17 protein-coding genes are annotated in these 16,829 nt (G+C 58.8%); 6 read left to right on the top strand and 11 right to left on the bottom strand.

Going from position 1 to position 16,829, the window contains the following annotated elements:
* Positions 1-77 precede the first annotated feature (77 nt).
* The gene (locus HGP17_RS15500) at positions 78-461 is read left to right on the top strand and encodes an SgcJ/EcaC family oxidoreductase (RefSeq protein ID WP_168810429.1); all 384 of its coding nucleotides are present in this window, start codon (positions 78-80) and stop codon (positions 459-461) included.
* A 41-nt stretch (positions 462-502) separates the two neighbouring features.
* On the opposite strand, the gene HGP17_RS15505 is transcribed toward HGP17_RS15500, so the two are convergent.
* On the bottom strand, positions 503-1,786 hold the full coding sequence (locus HGP17_RS15505) for a cystathionine gamma-synthase family protein (RefSeq protein WP_168810431.1): 1,284 nt from the start codon (positions 1,784-1,786) through the stop codon (positions 503-505).
* 329 nt (positions 1,787-2,115) lie between these two features.
* On the opposite strand from HGP17_RS15505, the gene HGP17_RS15510 reads away from it, so the two are divergent.
* Positions 2,116-2,895 carry a class I SAM-dependent methyltransferase gene (locus tag HGP17_RS15510; RefSeq protein WP_168810433.1) on the top strand — a complete coding sequence of 260 codons (780 nt, stop codon included), beginning with the start codon at positions 2,116-2,118 and terminating at the stop codon, positions 2,893-2,895.
* Between the two features lie 66 nt (positions 2,896-2,961).
* On the opposite strand, the gene ppk2 is transcribed toward HGP17_RS15510, so the two are convergent.
* Together ppk2 and HGP17_RS15520 are read right to left on the bottom strand one after the other, a co-directional pair.
* Positions 2,962-3,876 (bottom strand): polyphosphate kinase 2, encoded by a 915-nt coding sequence (gene ppk2, locus HGP17_RS15515; RefSeq protein WP_168810435.1) that lies wholly within the window; start codon positions 3,874-3,876, stop codon positions 2,962-2,964.
* A gap of 87 nt (positions 3,877-3,963) precedes the next feature.
* The gene (locus tag HGP17_RS15520) at positions 3,964-4,752 is read right to left on the bottom strand and encodes a 3-hydroxybutyrate dehydrogenase (protein WP_168810437.1); all 789 of its coding nucleotides are present in this window, start codon (positions 4,750-4,752) and stop codon (positions 3,964-3,966) included.
* A gap of 204 nt (positions 4,753-4,956) precedes the next feature.
* Here HGP17_RS15520 and HGP17_RS15525 point away from each other — a divergent pair, with 204 nt between their 5' ends.
* Positions 4,957-5,703, top strand: coding sequence for an acetoacetate decarboxylase (locus HGP17_RS15525; RefSeq protein ID WP_168810439.1), 747 nt, complete (start codon positions 4,957-4,959; stop codon positions 5,701-5,703).
* Between the two features lie 36 nt (positions 5,704-5,739).
* Positions 5,740-6,897 (top strand): patatin-like phospholipase family protein, encoded by a 1,158-nt coding sequence (locus HGP17_RS15530; protein WP_168810441.1) that lies wholly within the window; start codon positions 5,740-5,742, stop codon positions 6,895-6,897.
* A gap of 99 nt (positions 6,898-6,996) precedes the next feature.
* Here HGP17_RS15530 and HGP17_RS15535 read toward each other — a convergent pair whose 3' ends face one another.
* Positions 6,997-7,611: an ABATE domain-containing protein gene (locus HGP17_RS15535; protein ID WP_168810443.1), complete on the bottom strand. Its 615-nt coding sequence runs from the start codon at positions 7,609-7,611 to the stop codon at positions 6,997-6,999.
* A 282-nt stretch (positions 7,612-7,893) separates the two neighbouring features.
* Here HGP17_RS15535 and HGP17_RS15540 point away from each other — a divergent pair, with 282 nt between their 5' ends.
* Both HGP17_RS15540 and HGP17_RS15545 read left to right on the top strand, forming a co-directional pair.
* A complete protein-coding gene (locus tag HGP17_RS15540; RefSeq protein ID WP_168810445.1) occupies positions 7,894-8,736 on the top strand; it encodes an alpha/beta hydrolase in 843 nt (280 codons plus the stop codon).
* Positions 8,737-8,814: 78 nt separating this feature from the next.
* Positions 8,815-9,585, top strand: a complete 771-nt coding sequence (locus HGP17_RS15545) for an SDR family oxidoreductase (RefSeq protein ID WP_168810447.1) — start codon at positions 8,815-8,817, stop codon at positions 9,583-9,585.
* Positions 9,586-9,607: 22 nt separating this feature from the next.
* Here HGP17_RS15545 and HGP17_RS15550 read toward each other — a convergent pair whose 3' ends face one another.
* The 7 genes from HGP17_RS15550 to HGP17_RS15580 all read right to left on the bottom strand — a co-directional run bounded on the left by HGP17_RS15550 (position 9,608) and on the right by HGP17_RS15580 (position 16,785).
* A complete protein-coding gene (locus tag HGP17_RS15550) occupies positions 9,608-10,501 on the bottom strand; it encodes a hypothetical protein (RefSeq protein ID WP_168810449.1) in 894 nt (297 codons plus the stop codon).
* Between the two features lie 140 nt (positions 10,502-10,641).
* Positions 10,642-11,325 (bottom strand): hypothetical protein, encoded by a 684-nt coding sequence (locus HGP17_RS15555; RefSeq protein WP_168810451.1) that lies wholly within the window; start codon positions 11,323-11,325, stop codon positions 10,642-10,644.
* Positions 11,326-11,636: 311 nt separating this feature from the next.
* Positions 11,637-12,356, bottom strand: coding sequence for a ParA family protein (locus HGP17_RS15560; protein ID WP_168810453.1), 720 nt, complete (start codon positions 12,354-12,356; stop codon positions 11,637-11,639).
* A 137-nt stretch (positions 12,357-12,493) separates the two neighbouring features.
* Entirely contained in the window at positions 12,494-13,576 is a 1,083-nt protein-coding gene (locus tag HGP17_RS15565) for a chemotaxis response regulator protein-glutamate methylesterase (protein ID WP_168810455.1), read from the bottom strand.
* A 5-nt stretch (positions 13,577-13,581) separates the two neighbouring features.
* Positions 13,582-14,433 carry a CheR family methyltransferase gene (locus HGP17_RS15570; protein WP_348648947.1) on the bottom strand — a complete coding sequence of 284 codons (852 nt, stop codon included), beginning with the start codon at positions 14,431-14,433 and terminating at the stop codon, positions 13,582-13,584.
* A 12-nt stretch (positions 14,434-14,445) separates the two neighbouring features.
* Entirely contained in the window at positions 14,446-14,955 is a 510-nt protein-coding gene (locus HGP17_RS15575; protein ID WP_168810459.1) for a chemotaxis protein CheW, read from the bottom strand.
* Entirely contained in the window at positions 14,956-16,785 is a 1,830-nt protein-coding gene (locus HGP17_RS15580; protein WP_168810461.1) for a methyl-accepting chemotaxis protein, read from the bottom strand.
* Positions 16,786-16,829 lie beyond the last annotated feature (44 nt).

Consider the following 16,829-nt stretch of genomic DNA (forward strand, 5'->3'; position numbering starts at 1 on the left):
CGATTTGTTCCGGTCGATAGCGGTGCCATCTGCATCGACATTCTTCTTGTGAGCTCCGGCCCCGGAAGGACATGGAAATGACCGACGACGAACAAGCAATCCGCCAGGTCGTGGAAACCTGGATGTCCGCAAGCAAGGCAGGAAACACATCCGCCGTACTCGACTTGATGACGGAGGATGTTGTCTTCACGGTGCCTGGCCAGGAGCCCTTCGGCAAGCAGGCTTTTGCCGATGCTTCCAAGGCCATGGCTGGCATGGCGATTGACGGCACCAGTGAGATCGTCGAGCTGCAGGTGCTGGGCGACTGGGCCTTCATCCGCAATCGCATCGATGTCGCTGTGACATCACCTGGCGGCGATACCGTTCGACGATCCGGCTATACCCTCACGCTTCTGCGCAAGGAGGATGATGGTCAATGGCGCCTTGCGCGCGATGCGAACCTTGTGACGGTGCGCAACTGAGCAACAGCGTTTTCACCGTGATGCTGTCGCCCGCAAAGTCCTCAAGCCGCGTCGAGCGCTGAAGCTAGATCCGCGATCAGGTCGTCGGGATGTTCTATTCCGATCGACAGACGGATCGTCGATTCCAACACGCCGATGCGATGGCGAACATCGATAGGCACACCCGAATGTGTGGTTGTTGCCGGGTGGGAAGCAAGCGACTCCGTGCCGCCTAGACTGACGGCCAACTTGAAGATCTGAAGTGCGTTCAGGAACTTGAACGATGCCGGCTGTCCGCCCTTTATATCGAAGGAAAAGGTCGAGCCGGCACCGCTGCATTGGGCGGCAAATGTCTTGCCTGTCGGCGATGTCGGATCCGAGTAGGCGAGATAGTGAATCTGCTCGACTTTCGGATGATCCCGGAGAAAGCCGGCGACGGCCTGGGCATTGCTGTTTGCCCGTTCCATGCGGATCTGCAGCGTCTCGAGGGAGCGCCCGAGCATCCAGCAGGAGTGCGGATCGAGCTGTGTACCGATCGCGCCGCGCAAGGCCTTCACCTGCTTCATCACGGCTTTCGAGCCAAGCGCCGCGCCGGCGATCAGATCTGAATGGCCGCCGACATATTTGGTCAGCGAATAGAGCGAGATATCGGCTCCGTGCTCGATCGGTCGCTGGAACACCGGACCCAGCAAGGTGTTGTCGCAGGCGACGATCGGTGTGTGGCCCTGCTTCTTGCCGATGGCATCGGCGACGCGACGGATCATGGCGACATCGACGAGGCTGTTCGTCGGGTTGGCGGGCGTTTCCACGAGAATGATTGAAACCCGACCCTTCGCCATGGCAGTTTCCGCGCTCGCCATCACAGATGCCTCGCTCACGCCATCCGCAAAGCCAACTGCCGAGACGTCCAGATTGAGAAACGTCTTGGCGATCAGCGTTTCCGTGCCTCCATAGAGCGGCTGGGAATGCAATATGGCATCGCCGGGCCGCACGAAGGAAAGAAGCGTCGTGGCAATGGCCGACATGCCGGAGGAGAAGAGCGCGCAGCTTTCCGTACGCTCGTAAACGGCAAGCCGGTCTTCGACGATCTCGCTGTTTGGATGGTTGAATCGCGAATAGACGAGGCCGACACCGGCACCTTTCGGCGGCTCGCTGCGGCCGGAGATATAGTTGAAGAAATCGCGCCCATCTTCCGCCGATTTAAAAACGAAGGTGGACGTCAGGAAGACCGGAGGCTTGACCGCACCCTCGGACAATTCAGGGTCATAGCCGTAATTCAACATCTGAGTTTCCGGATGCAAGGCATGATTGCCGATATGCGTCTTGGACGGGTGTGGCGCAGTCATCGTGGTCTCCTCGGCTGATGAATTGAATTTTAGACTTCTGTTATATATTATTTAGGGTGCAGACGTGCGTTTCGCCATCACCGCGCATGATGGCGTCATGCTCTCGGTTTGGATGTATCCAGCCAGCGCAGCATTGTCCGATACACGACAGAAAGGCCTGAATGATTATGGGCAGTTCTCGCCTTGTCCAGTCGCCGTCCCAATTCCCGAAGGCTCGCGGTCACATGGTTCGCGCGCATCAGGGCAGCCAATCGATGTTTTTTCGTCCGGCCGATAACCCAAGAGCGGACGCTGTCGAAATGCACGATGAAGAGCAATGAGGTTCGAATTTGAATTCAAGCGTCCGAAAGTTCGTGTTCCGCGATCTCCAGAAAATAGATGGTTACATCGATCCGCCGGATGCGCTTGTCTTCTTGTCGCTGATCGAAAAGCAGCAGCAGGAAAACCTGCTTGGCGGCCTTGCCGAAATCGGCGTCTATTACGGGCGCTCTTATTTCCTGCTGCGCAAGATCAGCGCTCCCGACAACAACGTTCTTGCGATCGATCTTTTCGACATCGAAGCGGGTGATGCGCAATATCAGCGCTTCCTCGACAATGGCAGGTCAATGGGGATTCCAGTCGACGAAGAGCTTGTGATTTCCGGCGACAGCACGCGGCTCGATCCGCAGGCGATTATCGACAAGATCGGCAAAGTGCGTTTCTTCAGCATCGACGGCGGTCATCTGCTTCGTCACGTGGTTGCCGATAGTCATCTCGCCGGAAGCGTTCTGGCCGATCACGGCATCATTGCGTTCGACGATACCTTCAATCCCGCGTGGCCGGAGGTGACGATCGGCGTCTCGGACTTTCTACGCAGGAACAGCGACAGGTTCGTTGCCTTCTGCATGACGAAATACAAGACCTATGTGTGCCGGCGGGAGTATCATGACTTTTATCGCGCCGCGATCTGCGAGGCCCAGCATCTGAAACCTTTCGAGCATGCCGACATGGATTTTCTCGGATCCAAGGTCGTCAGGCTGCACAATCCGCTTAATCGCAGAGTTGCTTACGAAGTCATGCAACGACTGGGCATGGGTGGTCTCTCGGAGTGGGCTTATCGCCCCGGCTGAGATTTGGCCGCTTGGCGGCAAGCCGTGAGGCTGGCGGACCTATCATGGACAGGCCCGCCAGTTTGATCAGTAAATTTCCGGCACATACATTTCCGGGGGAACCGGCGTGCGATGATAGTCGGCGTTGCGCATGCGCTCCGGAAGGATGATTTCCGGCTTCGGCACTGCTTCATAAGGGATCTGCTGCAGCAGGTGCGCGATGCAGTTGAGGCGCGCCTTCTTCTTGTCGACGGCATGGACGACCCACCACGGTGCTTCCGGAATATGGGTGCGGTCCAGCATTTCTTCCTTGGCCTTGGTATACTCTTCCCAATGAACGCGGCTCTGCAGGTCCATCGGCGAGAGCTTCCACTGCTTCAACGGATCCTGGATACGCATGTTGAAGCGGAACTCCTGCTCCTCGTCGGTGATCGAGAACCAGTATTTGAGGAGAATGATGCCGGAGCGAACCAGCATGCGTTCGAAATCCGGCACCGAGCGGAAGAATTCTTCCAGCTCATCCGGTGTGCAGAAGCCCATGACGCGCTCGACACCGGCGCGATTATACCAGCTGCGGTCGAAGAGAACCATTTCACCGGCCGTCGGCAGGTGTGCCGCATAGCGCTGGAAATACCACTGATGCCGCTCGCGCTCGGTCGGAGCCGGCAGTGCAACGACGCGGCAAACGCGCGGATTGAGGCGCTGGGTCACGCGCTTGATAGCGCCGCCCTTGCCGGCGGAATCACGGCCTTCGAACAGGACGACGACCTTGAGCTTCTTGTATTGAACCCAGTCCTGCAGGCGGACCAGTTCGTGCTGGAGACGAAAGAGCTCACGGAAATAGACACGGCGGTCGAGCGCCGCTTCCCCTTCACCGATCAAGCCCTCGGCAACCAATTCGTCCAGACGGTCTTCCTCGAGCTGCATCTCCAGCTCTTCGTCGAAGCTGTCGACGATCTCGTCCTTGATGCGGCTGAGCGGGTCCTGGGTTTCGTCGGTCATTTTAAGCCTCCTGCTCTGTTGCGTATTGATACTGATATTTCAAACGGCCAAAACCGGCCGTTATACGGCCGGTTGTCGCTGCTGGATTTACTCGGCAGTCCAACCGCCATCCACGGATAGCGTCGTGCCCGTGATCTGCTTGGCAGCGTCGCTGCAGAGGAACACGGCGATGGCCGCGACTTCGTCGACAGTGACGAATTCTTTCGTCGGCTGGGCGGCGAGCAGCACGTCATGCTTGACCTGCTCCTCCGTCATGTTGCGGGCCTTCATCGTCTCTGGGATTTGCTTTTCAACCAATGGCGTCCATACATAGCCAGGCGCGATGGAGTTGACGGTCACGCCGTCCTGCGCGGCTTCGAGTGCGATGGTCTTGGTGAGGCCGGTGATGCCGTGTTTGGCCGAAACATAGGCCGACTTGAACGGTGAGGCGACCAGCGCGTGCGCCGAGGACGTGTTGATAATGCGGCCCCACTTGCGAGCTTTCATGCCGGGGATGACCGCCTTGATTGCGTAGAAAGCGGCAAGGAGATTGATGCGGATGATGGCTTCCCACTTGTCATCCGGGAATTCCTCGATCGGAGCGACGAACTGGATGCCTGCATTGTTGACAAGAACGTCGAGGCTGCCGAAGGCTTCCTCGGCTTCACGCACCATCGAGGTCACTTCCTCGCCGTTCATCATGTTGGCGCCGGAGTAACGGCATTTCACGCCGAAATCCGCTTCGATGGCAGCGCGCTCCTTTTCGATCGCGGCGGCATCGCCGAGACCGTTGATTGTCACATTGGCGCCTTCGGCGGCAAAGGCGCGCGCAATGGCAAGCCCGATACCGCTCGTCGAACCAGTGACCAGCGCATTCTTCGAAGTCAACGAACCCATAATGCAACTCCCGCAATCTCTGTGACAGGTTGAGTAGATGGAAAATGCCGAGATGAGCGCACACTGCCAGCGTCATATGTCGCTTTGATTACAGGCGTATCGAGGATCGGCGGTCGCAATACGACACTGACACTTGCGTGTCATGCAACCGTGCAAGTTTCCGTCGCGGGCGCCCGGCTGTTTTCTCTAACAACGGAAAATACGATGAAGGTCGAAGACATTCTCAAGCATGCCTATGCGATGCCGCTGAACAATCCCTCCTATCCTCCGGGACCTTATCGGTTCTTCGATCGCGAGTACATCGTCATCACGTATCGCACGTCGCGCGAGGCTCTCGAAGCCATTGTGCCGGAGCCACTCGAGATCGACGAACCGTTGGTGAAATACGAATTCATTCGCATGCCGGACTCCACCGGCTTCGGCGATTATACGGAAACGGGACAGGTTATCCCGGTCAAATATAAGGGCGAAGCGGGCGGCTACGTCCATTCCATGTATCTCGACGACGATGCGCCGATCACCGGCGGCCGCGAGATCTGGGGCTTCCCCAAGAAGCTGGCGCGTCCGAAGATCGTCAACGAAGGCGAAGTCATCGTCGGCACGCTGCATTATGGCAGTGTTCTCTGCGCGACCGGGACGATGGGCTACAAGCATAAGCCGATCGAGCAGGCTCCGCTCCTTGCTGCCCTGTCTGAGCCCAATTTCCTGATCAAGATCATTCCGCATGTGGATGCGACGCCACGGATCTGCGAGCTGGTGCGCTACTACCTCACCGACATCACGATCAAGGAGGCCTGGACGTCGCCCGCGGCTCTCGATTTGCGTCCGCATGTCATGGCCGACGTTGCGCGTCTTCCCGTTCTGGACGTGGTTTCGGCCGTCCATTTCACCGCCAACCTGACGCTCGGGCTGGGTGAAGTCGTCTACGACTACCTTGCCGAACGCAAGTAATAGAGCCTCATTTCTGCCCTTTGCTGGAGACTGATCGTGCTTGAGAGAAACGCCAAGGCCGCTGTGCCGACCATCTCGGAAATTGCAACGCAATATGATCGTGTCGCCCTGGTTTTCCAGGGCGGCGGCGCGCTTGGCGCCTATCAGGCAGGCGTCTATCAGGCGCTGGCCGACGAAGGATGCGAGCCGACCTGGCTTTCCGGCGTGTCGATTGGAGCTGTCAATGCCGCGATCATTGCCGGCAACGAGCCGAGCCGCCGCCTGCAGCGCCTTGAGCAGTTCTGGCAGATCATTTCCGGCCGCAAGATCTGGGCCTACACGCCGGAAGGCGATATTTTTCGCGATATTCGCAACCGGACCAGCTCCTGGATGACGATGACCATGGGCCAACCCGGCTTCTTCAAGCCGCGTTTTCCCAATCCATGGTTCGAACTGCCGGGAGCGGAAGGCGCGACCAGTTTCTACGATTCTTCGGAGTTGAAGAACACGCTGGAAATGCTGATCGACTTCGATGTGCTGAACGATGGCAAGAAGCGCTTTAGCGTCGGCGCCGTCAATGTCCGCACCGGCAACTTCGTCTATTTCGATACCGACAATATCCGCATTGGTCCGGAGCACATCATGGCAAGCGGTGCCTTGCCGCCGGCCCTGCCGGCTATCCGTATCGAAGGCGAATATTACTGGGATGGCGGCATCGTTTCCAATACGCCGCTGCAATATCTGCTCGATCAGGAGGAGGATCGCAGCTCGCTGGTTTTCCAGGTCGACCTCTTCAGCGCCCGTGGTGTTCTGCCGCGAAGCATGCCCGACGTCCTGTCTCGGCATAAGGATATCATGTATTCGAGCCGTACCAGGCAGAATACCGATAATTTCAGGCGCATTCACGGGTTGAAGATGAAGCTTTTGAATGCGCTGAAGCGCGTTCCAAAGGAGCAGCTGACGCCGGAAGAGGAAGAGCTGATTGCCGATTACTCCGACGCTGGCGTCGTCAATATCGTCCACCTGATCTATCAGCATAAGAACTACGAAGGCCATGCCAAGGACTATGAGTTCTCCGGCACTTCGATGCGCGAGCATTGGGATATGGGCCTTGAGGACACCAAGCGTACTTTGCGCCACACCGAATGGCTGCTGCCGCCCTTCAGCGACGATGCCGTTGCCATACACGACCTGCATCGCGAGGATCCGGTCTAAGTCGCCGAGTTTCGGCTGCCGAATAGACAGATGCCGGCGCGGATATTGTCCCCGCCGGCAAATTCTTGCCATGCACCACGCGCGGTGCGCCGGCGTATTTTATCCCTGTTTAAGCCGATGACGGTGAGCCGCCTGTTTAGCGCGGTTGCCGCACATCGCCATGCTGCACCAGCGGCGGCGATGACCGCGCGTGTGATCGACAAAGAGCAGCGTGCAGGCATGGCCTTCGCAGGCCTTAACATCCGAAAAATCCTCAGTGCAGACAAAACGCCCCAGCGCCTCGCCGATCGGGAGTAGTAGGGAGTCGGGTGTCCGCCATTTGCGCGCCGGCTGAAAATCCAGGCCGGTCCCGTCTTCCCTTGACACGAGGCGATTGAAGCTTTCGTCCCGCGCAAGCAGCCGGTTCAGCGGTTCGAGCTCGTGGATCGCATCCCGTGTCAGTGGGCGGCCCTTGTGGGCGTTCACGAAACTCCTGAACCATTCACGCAGAGTGCGCGCCTGGTCGGCGACCTTGTCGAGTTCACCCGGGAGGGCCAGCTTGCGTATCGCGGCCAGCGCTTCAGCCGGCACCAGGGATGTCTGTTCAAGCCAGCGAAGCAAACCTTCGCCATCCCCGATCCACTCGACGGGCACGTCGGCAGGCGTTGCCACGGAATTCAGAAAATCCAATCCCAGCGTGTCAGCGACAAAAATTGCGGGAGAGTGGTTATCCATCGTGCCTCCTGTTGAGCCGCGGATGAAAGAGGAGCGCCGTCGGTCTCGGAAAATTGCCAGACCTATAACCTGTTAAATGGCGCTTGACAAGTTACCCGTCTTTTGAGTAACCTTATTAATGCATTTGGATAGGTTACAAAATGACAGTGTGAGTTGAGGAATTCACGGAAAAACGCCTTGCTTTGCCAATTTTTGGACAAAAGCGGCAAGAGCCGGTGCTCAAAGCTGAGCGATATGTAACCTGGAAAATTCTGTCTTAGAGGTTAATGAAAGGACCTTGCTATGACCAATGTCAGTTACCGTTCGATCAACGTCGATGGGGTGAAAGTCTTTTATCGCGAGGCGGGTTTGGCGGGTGCGCCGAAACTGCTCTTGCTTCACGGCTTCCCGAGCTCGGGTCATATGTTCCGCGATCTCATCCCGCTTCTCGCCGATCGCTACCACATTATCGCGCCAGATCTGCCGGGCTTCGGGCAGTCGGATGCGCCGAAAAGCAGCAACAGCTTCGACAGTATCGCTGCAACAATCGATCGCTTTACCGAGATCGTGGGCTTTGATCGTTACGCCGTCTATGTCTTCGATTATGGCGCTCCGACGGGGTTCCGTCTGGCCGTCAAGCATCCGGAGCGCATTACCGCGATCATTTCACAAAACGGCAATGCCTATGAAGAAGGTCTGAGCGAGGGCTGGAACCCGATCCAGGCTTATTGGCAGTATCCCTCGGACGAAAACCGAAATGCGCTGAAGCCTTTCCTGCAGCAGGACGCAATCACCTGGCAATATACCCACGGCGTCGTGGATGTCTCTCGTATTTCTCCAGACGGCTATATGCTCGACAGCTTCTATACCGCGCGACCCGGTGCGGAAGCGATCCAGCTTGACCTGTTCGGCGACTACAAGAGCAACGTCGCGCTCTACCCGACGTTCCAAAACTATTTCCGCACGCACAAGCCGCGTTTCCTCGCCGTCTGGGGCAAGAACGATCCATTCTTCCTGCCACCAGGCGCGGAGGCTTTCCGTCGGGATATTCCGGAAGCCGTGGTCAAATTCCTCGATACCGGTCACTTCGCGCTCGAAACACACGCTGCCGAGATCGCGTCTGAAATCCGTAAGTTCCTTGGTTGATTGAAGAGCCGGATCCGCCGGCATCGCAGCGGGCGGGTCCGGGTGCACCATTTCTTTCTCACACAGCGGAGACAAACCATGTCCACTTCCGTCGCCATCATCACGGGCGCCAGCCAAGGTATCGGCAAGGCGGCCGCCATCCGCCTTGCGAGAGATTTTTCCGCATTGGTTCTCGTCGCGCGCAACAAGGTGAAGCTGGAGGAGACGGCCATGGCCGTCGAGACCGCCGGCGCGAGAGCGCTGATCATCGATGCCGATTTGGCGGAGCCCGCAACGGCAGATATCGTCGTCGAGCGGACGCTGGCAGCGTTCGGTCGGATCGATGCCTTACTCAATATCGCCGGTGCCGTACCGCAGGTAGACCTGTTCGACATGACCGATCAACAATGGGAGGATGGCCTGGCCCTGAAGCTGCATGGCGCACGAAGGCTTACGATCGCCGCCTGGCCGGCTTTGAAGGAGGCGAGGGGATCGGTTGTGCTCATGTCCGGCAATTCGGCCGTTTTTCCCAAGGCGCCTTATGCGGCCGTTGGCACCATAAACGCCGCCATCACCGCCTTGGCGAAGGCTTTCTCCGATCGCGGTATTACCGATGGCGTCCAGGTGAACAGCGTGTTGCCCGGTCCGGTCATGACCGGACGGCGGCGCTCCTACTTGGAGCATTGGGCGCCCCTTCATGGCATGACGGTCGAAGATGCCACGGCCAAGTTCCCGCAGGAGGCAGGGATCGCCCGTTATGGCGAGCCGGAAGAAGTTGCCGAACTGATGGCGTTTCTGGTGTCGCCGGGCGCCCATTGGATGACCGGCTCAGCCTTGCGCATGGATGGAGGCGAGGTGAAGTCCATCTGATCCCCACCTCGAACGTCTTGGATCAGCGGGCTTTGTAGCTGACGGCGATCTTTGCGCTTGCCAGCGCGGCTTGGGCAAGTTGCGCGGCATCGAGATCGCTGGAGCCGACCTTCAACGGCTTGTCGAAAGAAAGGTCGAGGGTGAAGAAGCCGGTTGGGTGCGGCAGATCCTGGAGGAAGCGGAGCAGCGCCGTCTTCGATTCGGCATCGATTCTCGCATCAGGCAGCGCTTGCAGTGCCGTGATCGCCGTATCGCGCAAGTGATTGAGCCCTTGCGCCGGATCGTCCGAGCCTGTCATCTGTTGTGTGAATGCGGCAAGCGACGGTACGGCCATGCCCTCAAACAGGCCCTGATTGTCGAGCCTCAGCCGGATATGGGACAGACCGACGGCACCTTCCTGTGTCAGCGCGGAGGCGCTGGCATTCTTCGGCAGGCTCAGCTCGGCGGAGATCGAAGCCTTGCCGACACGCAGATTGGTGAGCTGTAGCTCCTGAATATCGAGATATCCGTCCTTCGGATCGAAGTGAAAGGACCCAGAAATATCCATCGGCCATTGCTGAATGGTGGCAATGTAATTTGAGAGAGGATTATCTGTGATCGGCGTCAGCCGGGCGCCTTCCACCGAGAGTCGTCCCCACGTCGGCAAATGATCGGGCTTGTTCGGCAGGGACTTGAGGATCTGAACCAGATTGTCGCCCTTCAACTCAGCGCGGTCGAATGTCCAGCCAATTCTGCTGTCGGATTTAAAAAGTCCGTTGGTGACTGCGCAGCCGTCATGCAATTCCGAGACGGCAAAGCCGTCGGCATGTTGGATGACGGAGCTACTCTCCACGAGATCTGCACATGGCGTTTCCGCCGCGGCAACGGTGAGAGGGGTGAAAGCGAGCAGAAGAGGTAAAAGCAGCAAGGGGCGCATTTGAACATCGATCGATTGAGGGAAGGGTGTGATACCAAGCTGGGCCAGCATTGCGGCATGGCAAGGTGTTTGCTTCAAAATTAAATGGCATATCCTCCCACGGACGACATACCTTTTCGACGAGGCGTCTCGGCGGTGCTCTAATTATAGCCGACGGGAACGGAGAAATAGGAACCGTCAAAGGAGCCGTTCACACCGCAATAAGGCGATGTGCCGTCGTCGGCATTCGCTGCAGGGATCGTTTCCACTTTCAAGGCACCGCCATCCCGCGTGAGCCTCAGGGCGGCAGCTTTATCGTTGCCCTTGTCACTCTCGTCTTTGACGACGAGCGTGGCGCCGTCCGGTTTGGCGCTTCCGTTGAATTCGCAGACCCAGTTGCCAGTCACCGGATGCGCGGCGTTGCCGCTTACAGCAAGCGTTCCATCGGGTGCCGATGTGATGTCGAAGCCGCCCGCAATATTATGCCACGAGCCGGCGAAATCGACGGGTGGATGCGGGTTGATGGCTTTCAGAAATTTAAGCCGATCCTTGAGGATACTGTCAAGATCCGAGCGCGCCATTCCCTCCGCAGCCTCGGCTATCGCGTCGCGCGTGCTGACGAACCAGCGTTCATCTTCCGCAAGAGCGGCTGCAGCCTTTTGATCGAGTGTTGTTTGAAGCTTTTTATACGCTATGGCAATCGCGGCATCGGACGCAGCCAGCCCGTTGTTCTTGCAAATGGCCTTTTCCGCCGCGGAGTCCGCCTTGGCGCAATTGAACGAAGGCTTCGTGCCTGCAAAGGCAACTTGGGGGGGAAAGAGCGATGAGGGCGAAAACGGCGGCATGCGCGCTGAACGTGGCTCGAAGCATTTGGCAGTCCTGATATCCTGATGTCAGTCGAGGCGGGATTGTGAAGTAAGTTTCGTCGCGCGGTAGAAGTAGCGGCATTTTCGTCGAAGACAACTTCGACGTTCAAAAATATCCGGTGATCGCGCGGCCTGCGCTCTCTGCTGCAGGAAACGCGCTTTATCTGCGCACGCATTGCGCCGGTGCGTGCGGGCTCAGTCGACGCGCTCACCACTTGCGCCTGCAGCATCAGCTGCGTCGTCCTTCCCACAGCTGGGCGTGGAGAGGCTTGACCGTCATCGCGGATAAGTTAGGCCGACAGCTTGTGATGCTCGCCTTTTACCTGATCTGCACGGCCGCTATAGGGCAGGATGCGGCGCAGAACTTCCTGTGCCAGGGCCTGGGCATTCTGCTGCGCCTTGTCGAGATTGCTGACGCTCTCGGGATCGATCGAGTAAAGGGTTTGCCCGTAGCCGAAGACCTCGCGATAGGCCGCACGCTCGATAATCGGCGTGGATAGCACATGCACGCGGCGGCTGGACAAAAGCTCTTTCACCGAATGCAGCGCACGGGTCGTCACCATCGGATTGACGCGGGTGAGGACCACGGAGTGTGGAATGCGGATTGCGGCCCGGTCGTCCAGATATTGCAGGAGTTCGATGACATTGGTCGCGCCTTCGGCATCCATGGCGGAGCCCTGCACCGGGATCAGCACATAGTTCGAATAGCCGATTGCCTGCGCCAGAAGCGGACTGCGAGCGCCGGGCAGATCGATCAGTAGAAAATCGACTTCCTCGCGCAGCTTGCGCGCATGCTGACCAAGATTGGCAGCCGTCACATAGCGCACGACCGAGAGCGCAGCAGGCGCCCTGTCGCCCAATCGTTCATGCCATTTGGATATCCAGAGCTGCGGATCAGCGTCGAGCACTGCGACCGAAAAGCCCATTCTGGCGAGTTCGCAGGCAACGATGACGACGGCGGTGGTCTTGCCGGCGCCGCCCTTGGTGTTGGCAAAGGTCAAAACAGCCATGGATGATACTCCCTGGGCGGATCGGTGTGGCAACGCAATGAGGTGGGCGACGGGCTGTCATGGCTCGCGGAGATCGTTACGCATTTATGGTTAACAAACCATTTTGAAAGGCCTTGATCGCCGGTGTCACGCCGACATCAACGCCGCTTGTCGGCGCCAAGGATCTCGCGGGCGATCTGGTCGAGAGAGACGGTGCGGTCGACGCCGCCATGGGCGATTGCTTCCTTCGGCATGCCGAAAACGACGGACGTTTCTTCATCCTGGGCCACGGTAAACGCGCCAGCCTCGTGCATTTCCTTCATGCCGCGAGCGCCGTCATCGCCCATGCCCGTCATGATAACACCCATGGCGTTGGCTGCTGCAGAGCGGGCCGCGGAGCGGAAGAGCACGTCGACGGAGGGCTTGTGTCTGGAGACGAGGGGACCATCCTTGATGGCGACGACATAGCGTGCGCCCTGGCGTTCCAATAGCATATGCTTGCCGCCTGGCGCGATCAGGACATGACCGCGCAGGACAGGGTCACCATGCTCCGCTTCTTTCACCTCCACTTCGCAGAGACTGTTCAGCCGTTTGGCGAATGCGGCAGTGAATTTCTCGGGCATATGCTGCACGATGACGATGCCGGGCGTATTGGCCGGCAGCGCTACAAGCAGTTCGCGCAATGCTTCGGTGCCGCCGGTAGATGCGCCGACACAGACGACCATCTCCGTTGTCTTGGCCATGGCCCTGCCGGTAGGCGGGGGCAGTACGACATCTGCGGTCAGTTTTGCGCTGGTTCCCATCGAGGCGATGACGCGCCGGCGCGCATTTCCCAATCGGGCCGAGGCCGCGCCCTTGACCGTCTCCCGAATTGCGTCCGCCGCTTCGGCCAGGTGATCGGCGGCGGCGATCTTCGGCTTCAGGATGATATCGACGGCACCGGCTTCCAGCGCCTGCATCAGCGTCTCCGAACCGGCCTCGGTCAGGGACGAGCACATGACGACCGGAATTGGTCGTTGTGTCATCAGCTTGCGCAGGAATGTGATGCCGTCCATCCGCGGCATCTCGACATCGAGCGTGATGACATCGGGGATTTCTTCCTGGATCTTCTTGGCCGCCATGAAGGGATCGGCGGCAACGCCCATCACTTCGATCTCCGGATCGGCCGACAGGACCTGCGTCATCACCTGGCGAACGCTGGCTGAATCATCGACGATGAGCACACGGATTTTCTTGGCCATGCGCGTCACACCTTTCTGAAAACGGTGTTGGCCACCTGCTTCACAGGGAGGTTGAGTCCGCTGATGGTTTCGGAGTGGCCGACATAGAGAAAGCCGCCCGTGACCAGCTTTTCGCAAAGCCGGGACAGGACCTTCTCCTGTGTCGGCTTGTCGAAATAGATCAGAACGTTGCGGCAGAAGACGACGTGGACCTTGTCGCCGATATCATAGGCTCGATCCATCAGGTTCAGGCGACCGAAGCCGATCCTGGCGCGCAGCTTCGGATGGATACGAACCTCGCCGCGCTCCGGGTCGCGGGCTTCCATGACGTAGCGGCTGCGCTTCTGACGGTCGACCGGATCGACCATACCGACCGGATAGACGCCTTTCTGCGCCGCCTTGAGAACGTCCGTGGAAAGATCCGTTGCCAAGATGCTGTAATCCGGTGCGCCCCGCGCCTCACGATAATCTTCAAGAACCATGGCGATCGTATAGGGTTCCGCGCCGACGGAGCATGCCGCGCTCCAGATCCGTAGCCGATTGTGACCGGCTGCAATCAACTCCGGCAGTGCGGACCGCTCCAGATGCTCGAAATGCTTTGGTTCCCGGAAGAAGTCCGTTTTGTTGGTGGTGACGGCATCGATGAGGTGAATAGCTTCCCGATCGATACCGCCGCGCTTGAAGAGATAATCGCAATAGTCATCGAGATCGATGATGCCGGTGGCCCGCAGCCGGCGCCGCAGCCGCCCCTCAAGCATGGTGCGCTTGCCGGGCGGCATCTTGATGCCGCTATAGTCGTAAATGTATCGGGCAAGCTGGTCGAAGTTGCGCCGGCTTAGACCTTTGTCCCCGTAGTCTCTCGCTTCCTGCACTGGCACGTTATGTCTCACTCAAACAGCGGCAAACTCTGAAGCGTTCCGGCTTGCGCCGACGCCTAACAACGACACTTTGTCGGACGACGAGAAAAGCTTCGCGAGATCGATGATGACGACGAAACCGCTCTCCCGCCGCACCACGCCCGCAATGTATTCGGACGGCCAGCGCACCCCGATATCGGGTGCGCTTTCGATAGCCTGATGCTTGAACGACGTGACCTCAAAGACGCGATCGGCGACGAGACCGAGCGTGAGTGCTTTATCCGCAATCGGAATGTCGATCACGAGGATCCGCGTGTGCGGGCTCTTTGTGGTTGCCGACATGCCCAAACGCAGGCGTAGATCGATGACCGGCACGCCCTGGCCGCGCACATCGCGCAGCCCGAGCAGATAGTCCGGTCCATGCGGAATTCGAAAGGCGTCCTGGTGGTCCAGGATTTCCCGGACCACCTCGACCGGAACGGCGAAGCATTCATCGCCGAGACCGAACGTCACATACTGAGCTTCGGTGCTGCTTGCGACCATTTACGCGCTCTCCTTGAACTCGGCGTCATCCGCGTCCGGTCCGCCCATCGACATATCCAAGCTGAAGCCCTTGAGACGGGCCTGCTGGGCGGCGATGCTGTTGTCCGGGCGAGCGGACGGCGCACGGAGCGGAGCCGGCTTGGCAATCGGCTTCGACTTCGGCGCACCCATCGCGTGATGGACGGGATTATGAACAGCCGCAGCCCGGCGGTTGTTGGCCTGTTCGACCTTGAAGAATGCGATGGAAGCCTGCAGTTCCTCGGCCTGCGCTGCAAGTTCTTCCGAGGTTGCCGACATCTCTTCGGATGCGCCGGCATTCTGCTGGGTCACCTTGTCGAGCTGCTGGATGGCCTCGTTGATCTGCGATGCGCCGATATCCTGCTCGCGGCAGGCGGCCGAGATTTCGGCGACCAGTTCGGCGGTCTTGCGGATATCTGGAACCAGCCGCGAGAGCATGTCGCCGGCTTCGGTCGCAACCGTGACGGTCTCGCCCGAGAGGCTGGAGATTTCGGCGGCTGCTGCTTGGCTCCGTTCGGCCAGCTTTCGCACTTCGGAGGCGACGACGGCAAAGCCGCGGCCGTGCTCGCCGGCACGGGCCGCTTCGACGGCGGCGTTGAGGGCGAGAAGGTCGGTCTGTCGAGCGATTTCCTGAACGATGGAAATCTTCTCGGCAATGGTGCGCATGGCATTGACGGCGCGATCGACGGCCTGGCCGCTGATCTCTGCGTCCTTGGCGGACTGGCGAGCGATCTTCTCTGTCTGGGCGGCGTTGTCGGCGTTCTGCTTGATGTTGGCAGCCATTTCCTCCATCGAGGCGGAAGCCTCTTCAGCGGATGAGGCCTGTTCGGTCGCACCCTGCGAGAGCTGTTCGGAGCCGGCCGACAGCTGCTGGCTGCCCGACGACACGTTGTCCGAGGCCGACAGTGCATCGGTTACGACGCCGCGCAAGCGTTCCACCATGGATTCGAGCGCGATGCCCAGAGTGTCCTTTTCGGACATCGGCTTCGGCTTCACGGTCAGATCGCCATTGGCGATCTGGTCGGCGATCGTCGCAGTGTTGCGCAGATTGCCGGTCATCACGTTGATGGTGTTGACGAGATCCTTGATTTCGTCGTTCGTCTTGATCTCGATGTTCTGGTTGAGATCACCGATAGCGACGCCTTCGGCGACCGACTGAATCTTCTTCAGGCCGCGGTTGATACCCAGCGCGATCCAGGTGGCGACGGCAATCGAGACGAGGAACATGACCGCAAGCGACGTCAGCAGAAGGTTGCGTGCAGAGGAATACTGATCGTTGGTCGACAGGTCGGTCTGGTGCAGGTCTTCGAGAATTGCCTTGTTGACGGTCTCAAGCGCTTCCTGCATCACGTCGCTCGCCTTGCGACCCTCGCCCATGGAGAGGCCACCAGCTTTGCGATTGCTTTCGTCGGTATTTTCCGTAGCAAGCTTGAGGATCTGCTCGTCGATCTGCTTCCAGACCGGATATTGCTTTGCAAATATTGCAACTTTGTCCGAAATCGCCGGATCTTCCGAGAGCTTCTGTATGAGCTGTTCGATCGTCGCTTCCCGTTCATGAACGGCATCGATGTAGCCGCCGATCGCCTGCGGATCGGTATTGAGGATGGCATTCTTCTCATTCTGGATGGCATCCAGCACGGCGCTGGAAAGATCGCCGGAGTTTCGAAGGTTGGCGGCCGGACCCTGAACGATATCGGTGATGGCCGAATTCAGGGACGACAGGCTGGTGATGGCGAGGACCGACATGCCGCTCGACAGCAGGATGAGAAAGCCGAATGCAAGGGCCAGTTTCAGTTTGATCGTAAAGCGCATCTCTGAGGAGCTCCTGAGGATGGAGAGGTTTGAACGTTAAAAAG

This window comes from Rhizobium sp. P38BS-XIX, assembly GCF_012641435.1.
Classification (GTDB): Bacteria; Pseudomonadota; Alphaproteobacteria; order Rhizobiales; family Rhizobiaceae; genus Rhizobium.

Bases quoted from the DNA above. Each gene is read 5' to 3' on its own strand.
- HGP17_RS15500 (WP_168810429.1), top strand. From the start codon at position 78: ATGACCGACGACGAACAAGCAATCCGCCAGGTCGTGGAAACCTGGATG.
- HGP17_RS15535 (WP_168810443.1), bottom strand. From the start codon at position 7,611: ATGGATAACCACTCTCCCGCAATTTTTGTCGCTGACACGCTGGGATTG.
- HGP17_RS15580 (WP_168810461.1), bottom strand. From the start codon at position 16,785: ATGCGCTTTACGATCAAACTGAAACTGGCCCTTGCATTCGGCTTTCTC.
- ppk2 (WP_168810435.1), bottom strand. From the start codon at position 3,876: ATGACCGACGAAACCCAGGACCCGCTCAGCCGCATCAAGGACGAGATC.
- HGP17_RS15520 (WP_168810437.1), bottom strand. From the start codon at position 4,752: ATGGGTTCGTTGACTTCGAAGAATGCGCTGGTCACTGGTTCGACGAGC.
- HGP17_RS15550 (WP_168810449.1), bottom strand. From the start codon at position 10,501: ATGCGCCCCTTGCTGCTTTTACCTCTTCTGCTCGCTTTCACCCCTCTC.
- HGP17_RS15540 (WP_168810445.1), top strand. From the start codon at position 7,894: ATGACCAATGTCAGTTACCGTTCGATCAACGTCGATGGGGTGAAAGTC.
- HGP17_RS15545 (WP_168810447.1), top strand. From the start codon at position 8,815: ATGTCCACTTCCGTCGCCATCATCACGGGCGCCAGCCAAGGTATCGGC.
- HGP17_RS15505 (WP_168810431.1), bottom strand. From the start codon at position 1,786: ATGACTGCGCCACACCCGTCCAAGACGCATATCGGCAATCATGCCTTG.
- HGP17_RS15575 (WP_168810459.1), bottom strand. From the start codon at position 14,955: ATGGTCGCAAGCAGCACCGAAGCTCAGTATGTGACGTTCGGTCTCGGC.
- HGP17_RS15555 (WP_168810451.1), bottom strand. From the start codon at position 11,325: ATGCCGCCGTTTTCGCCCTCATCGCTCTTTCCCCCCCAAGTTGCCTTT.
- HGP17_RS15560 (WP_168810453.1), bottom strand. From the start codon at position 12,356: ATGGCTGTTTTGACCTTTGCCAACACCAAGGGCGGCGCCGGCAAGACC.
- HGP17_RS15565 (WP_168810455.1), bottom strand. From the start codon at position 13,576: ATGGCCAAGAAAATCCGTGTGCTCATCGTCGATGATTCAGCCAGCGTT.
- HGP17_RS15525 (WP_168810439.1), top strand. From the start codon at position 4,957: ATGAAGGTCGAAGACATTCTCAAGCATGCCTATGCGATGCCGCTGAAC.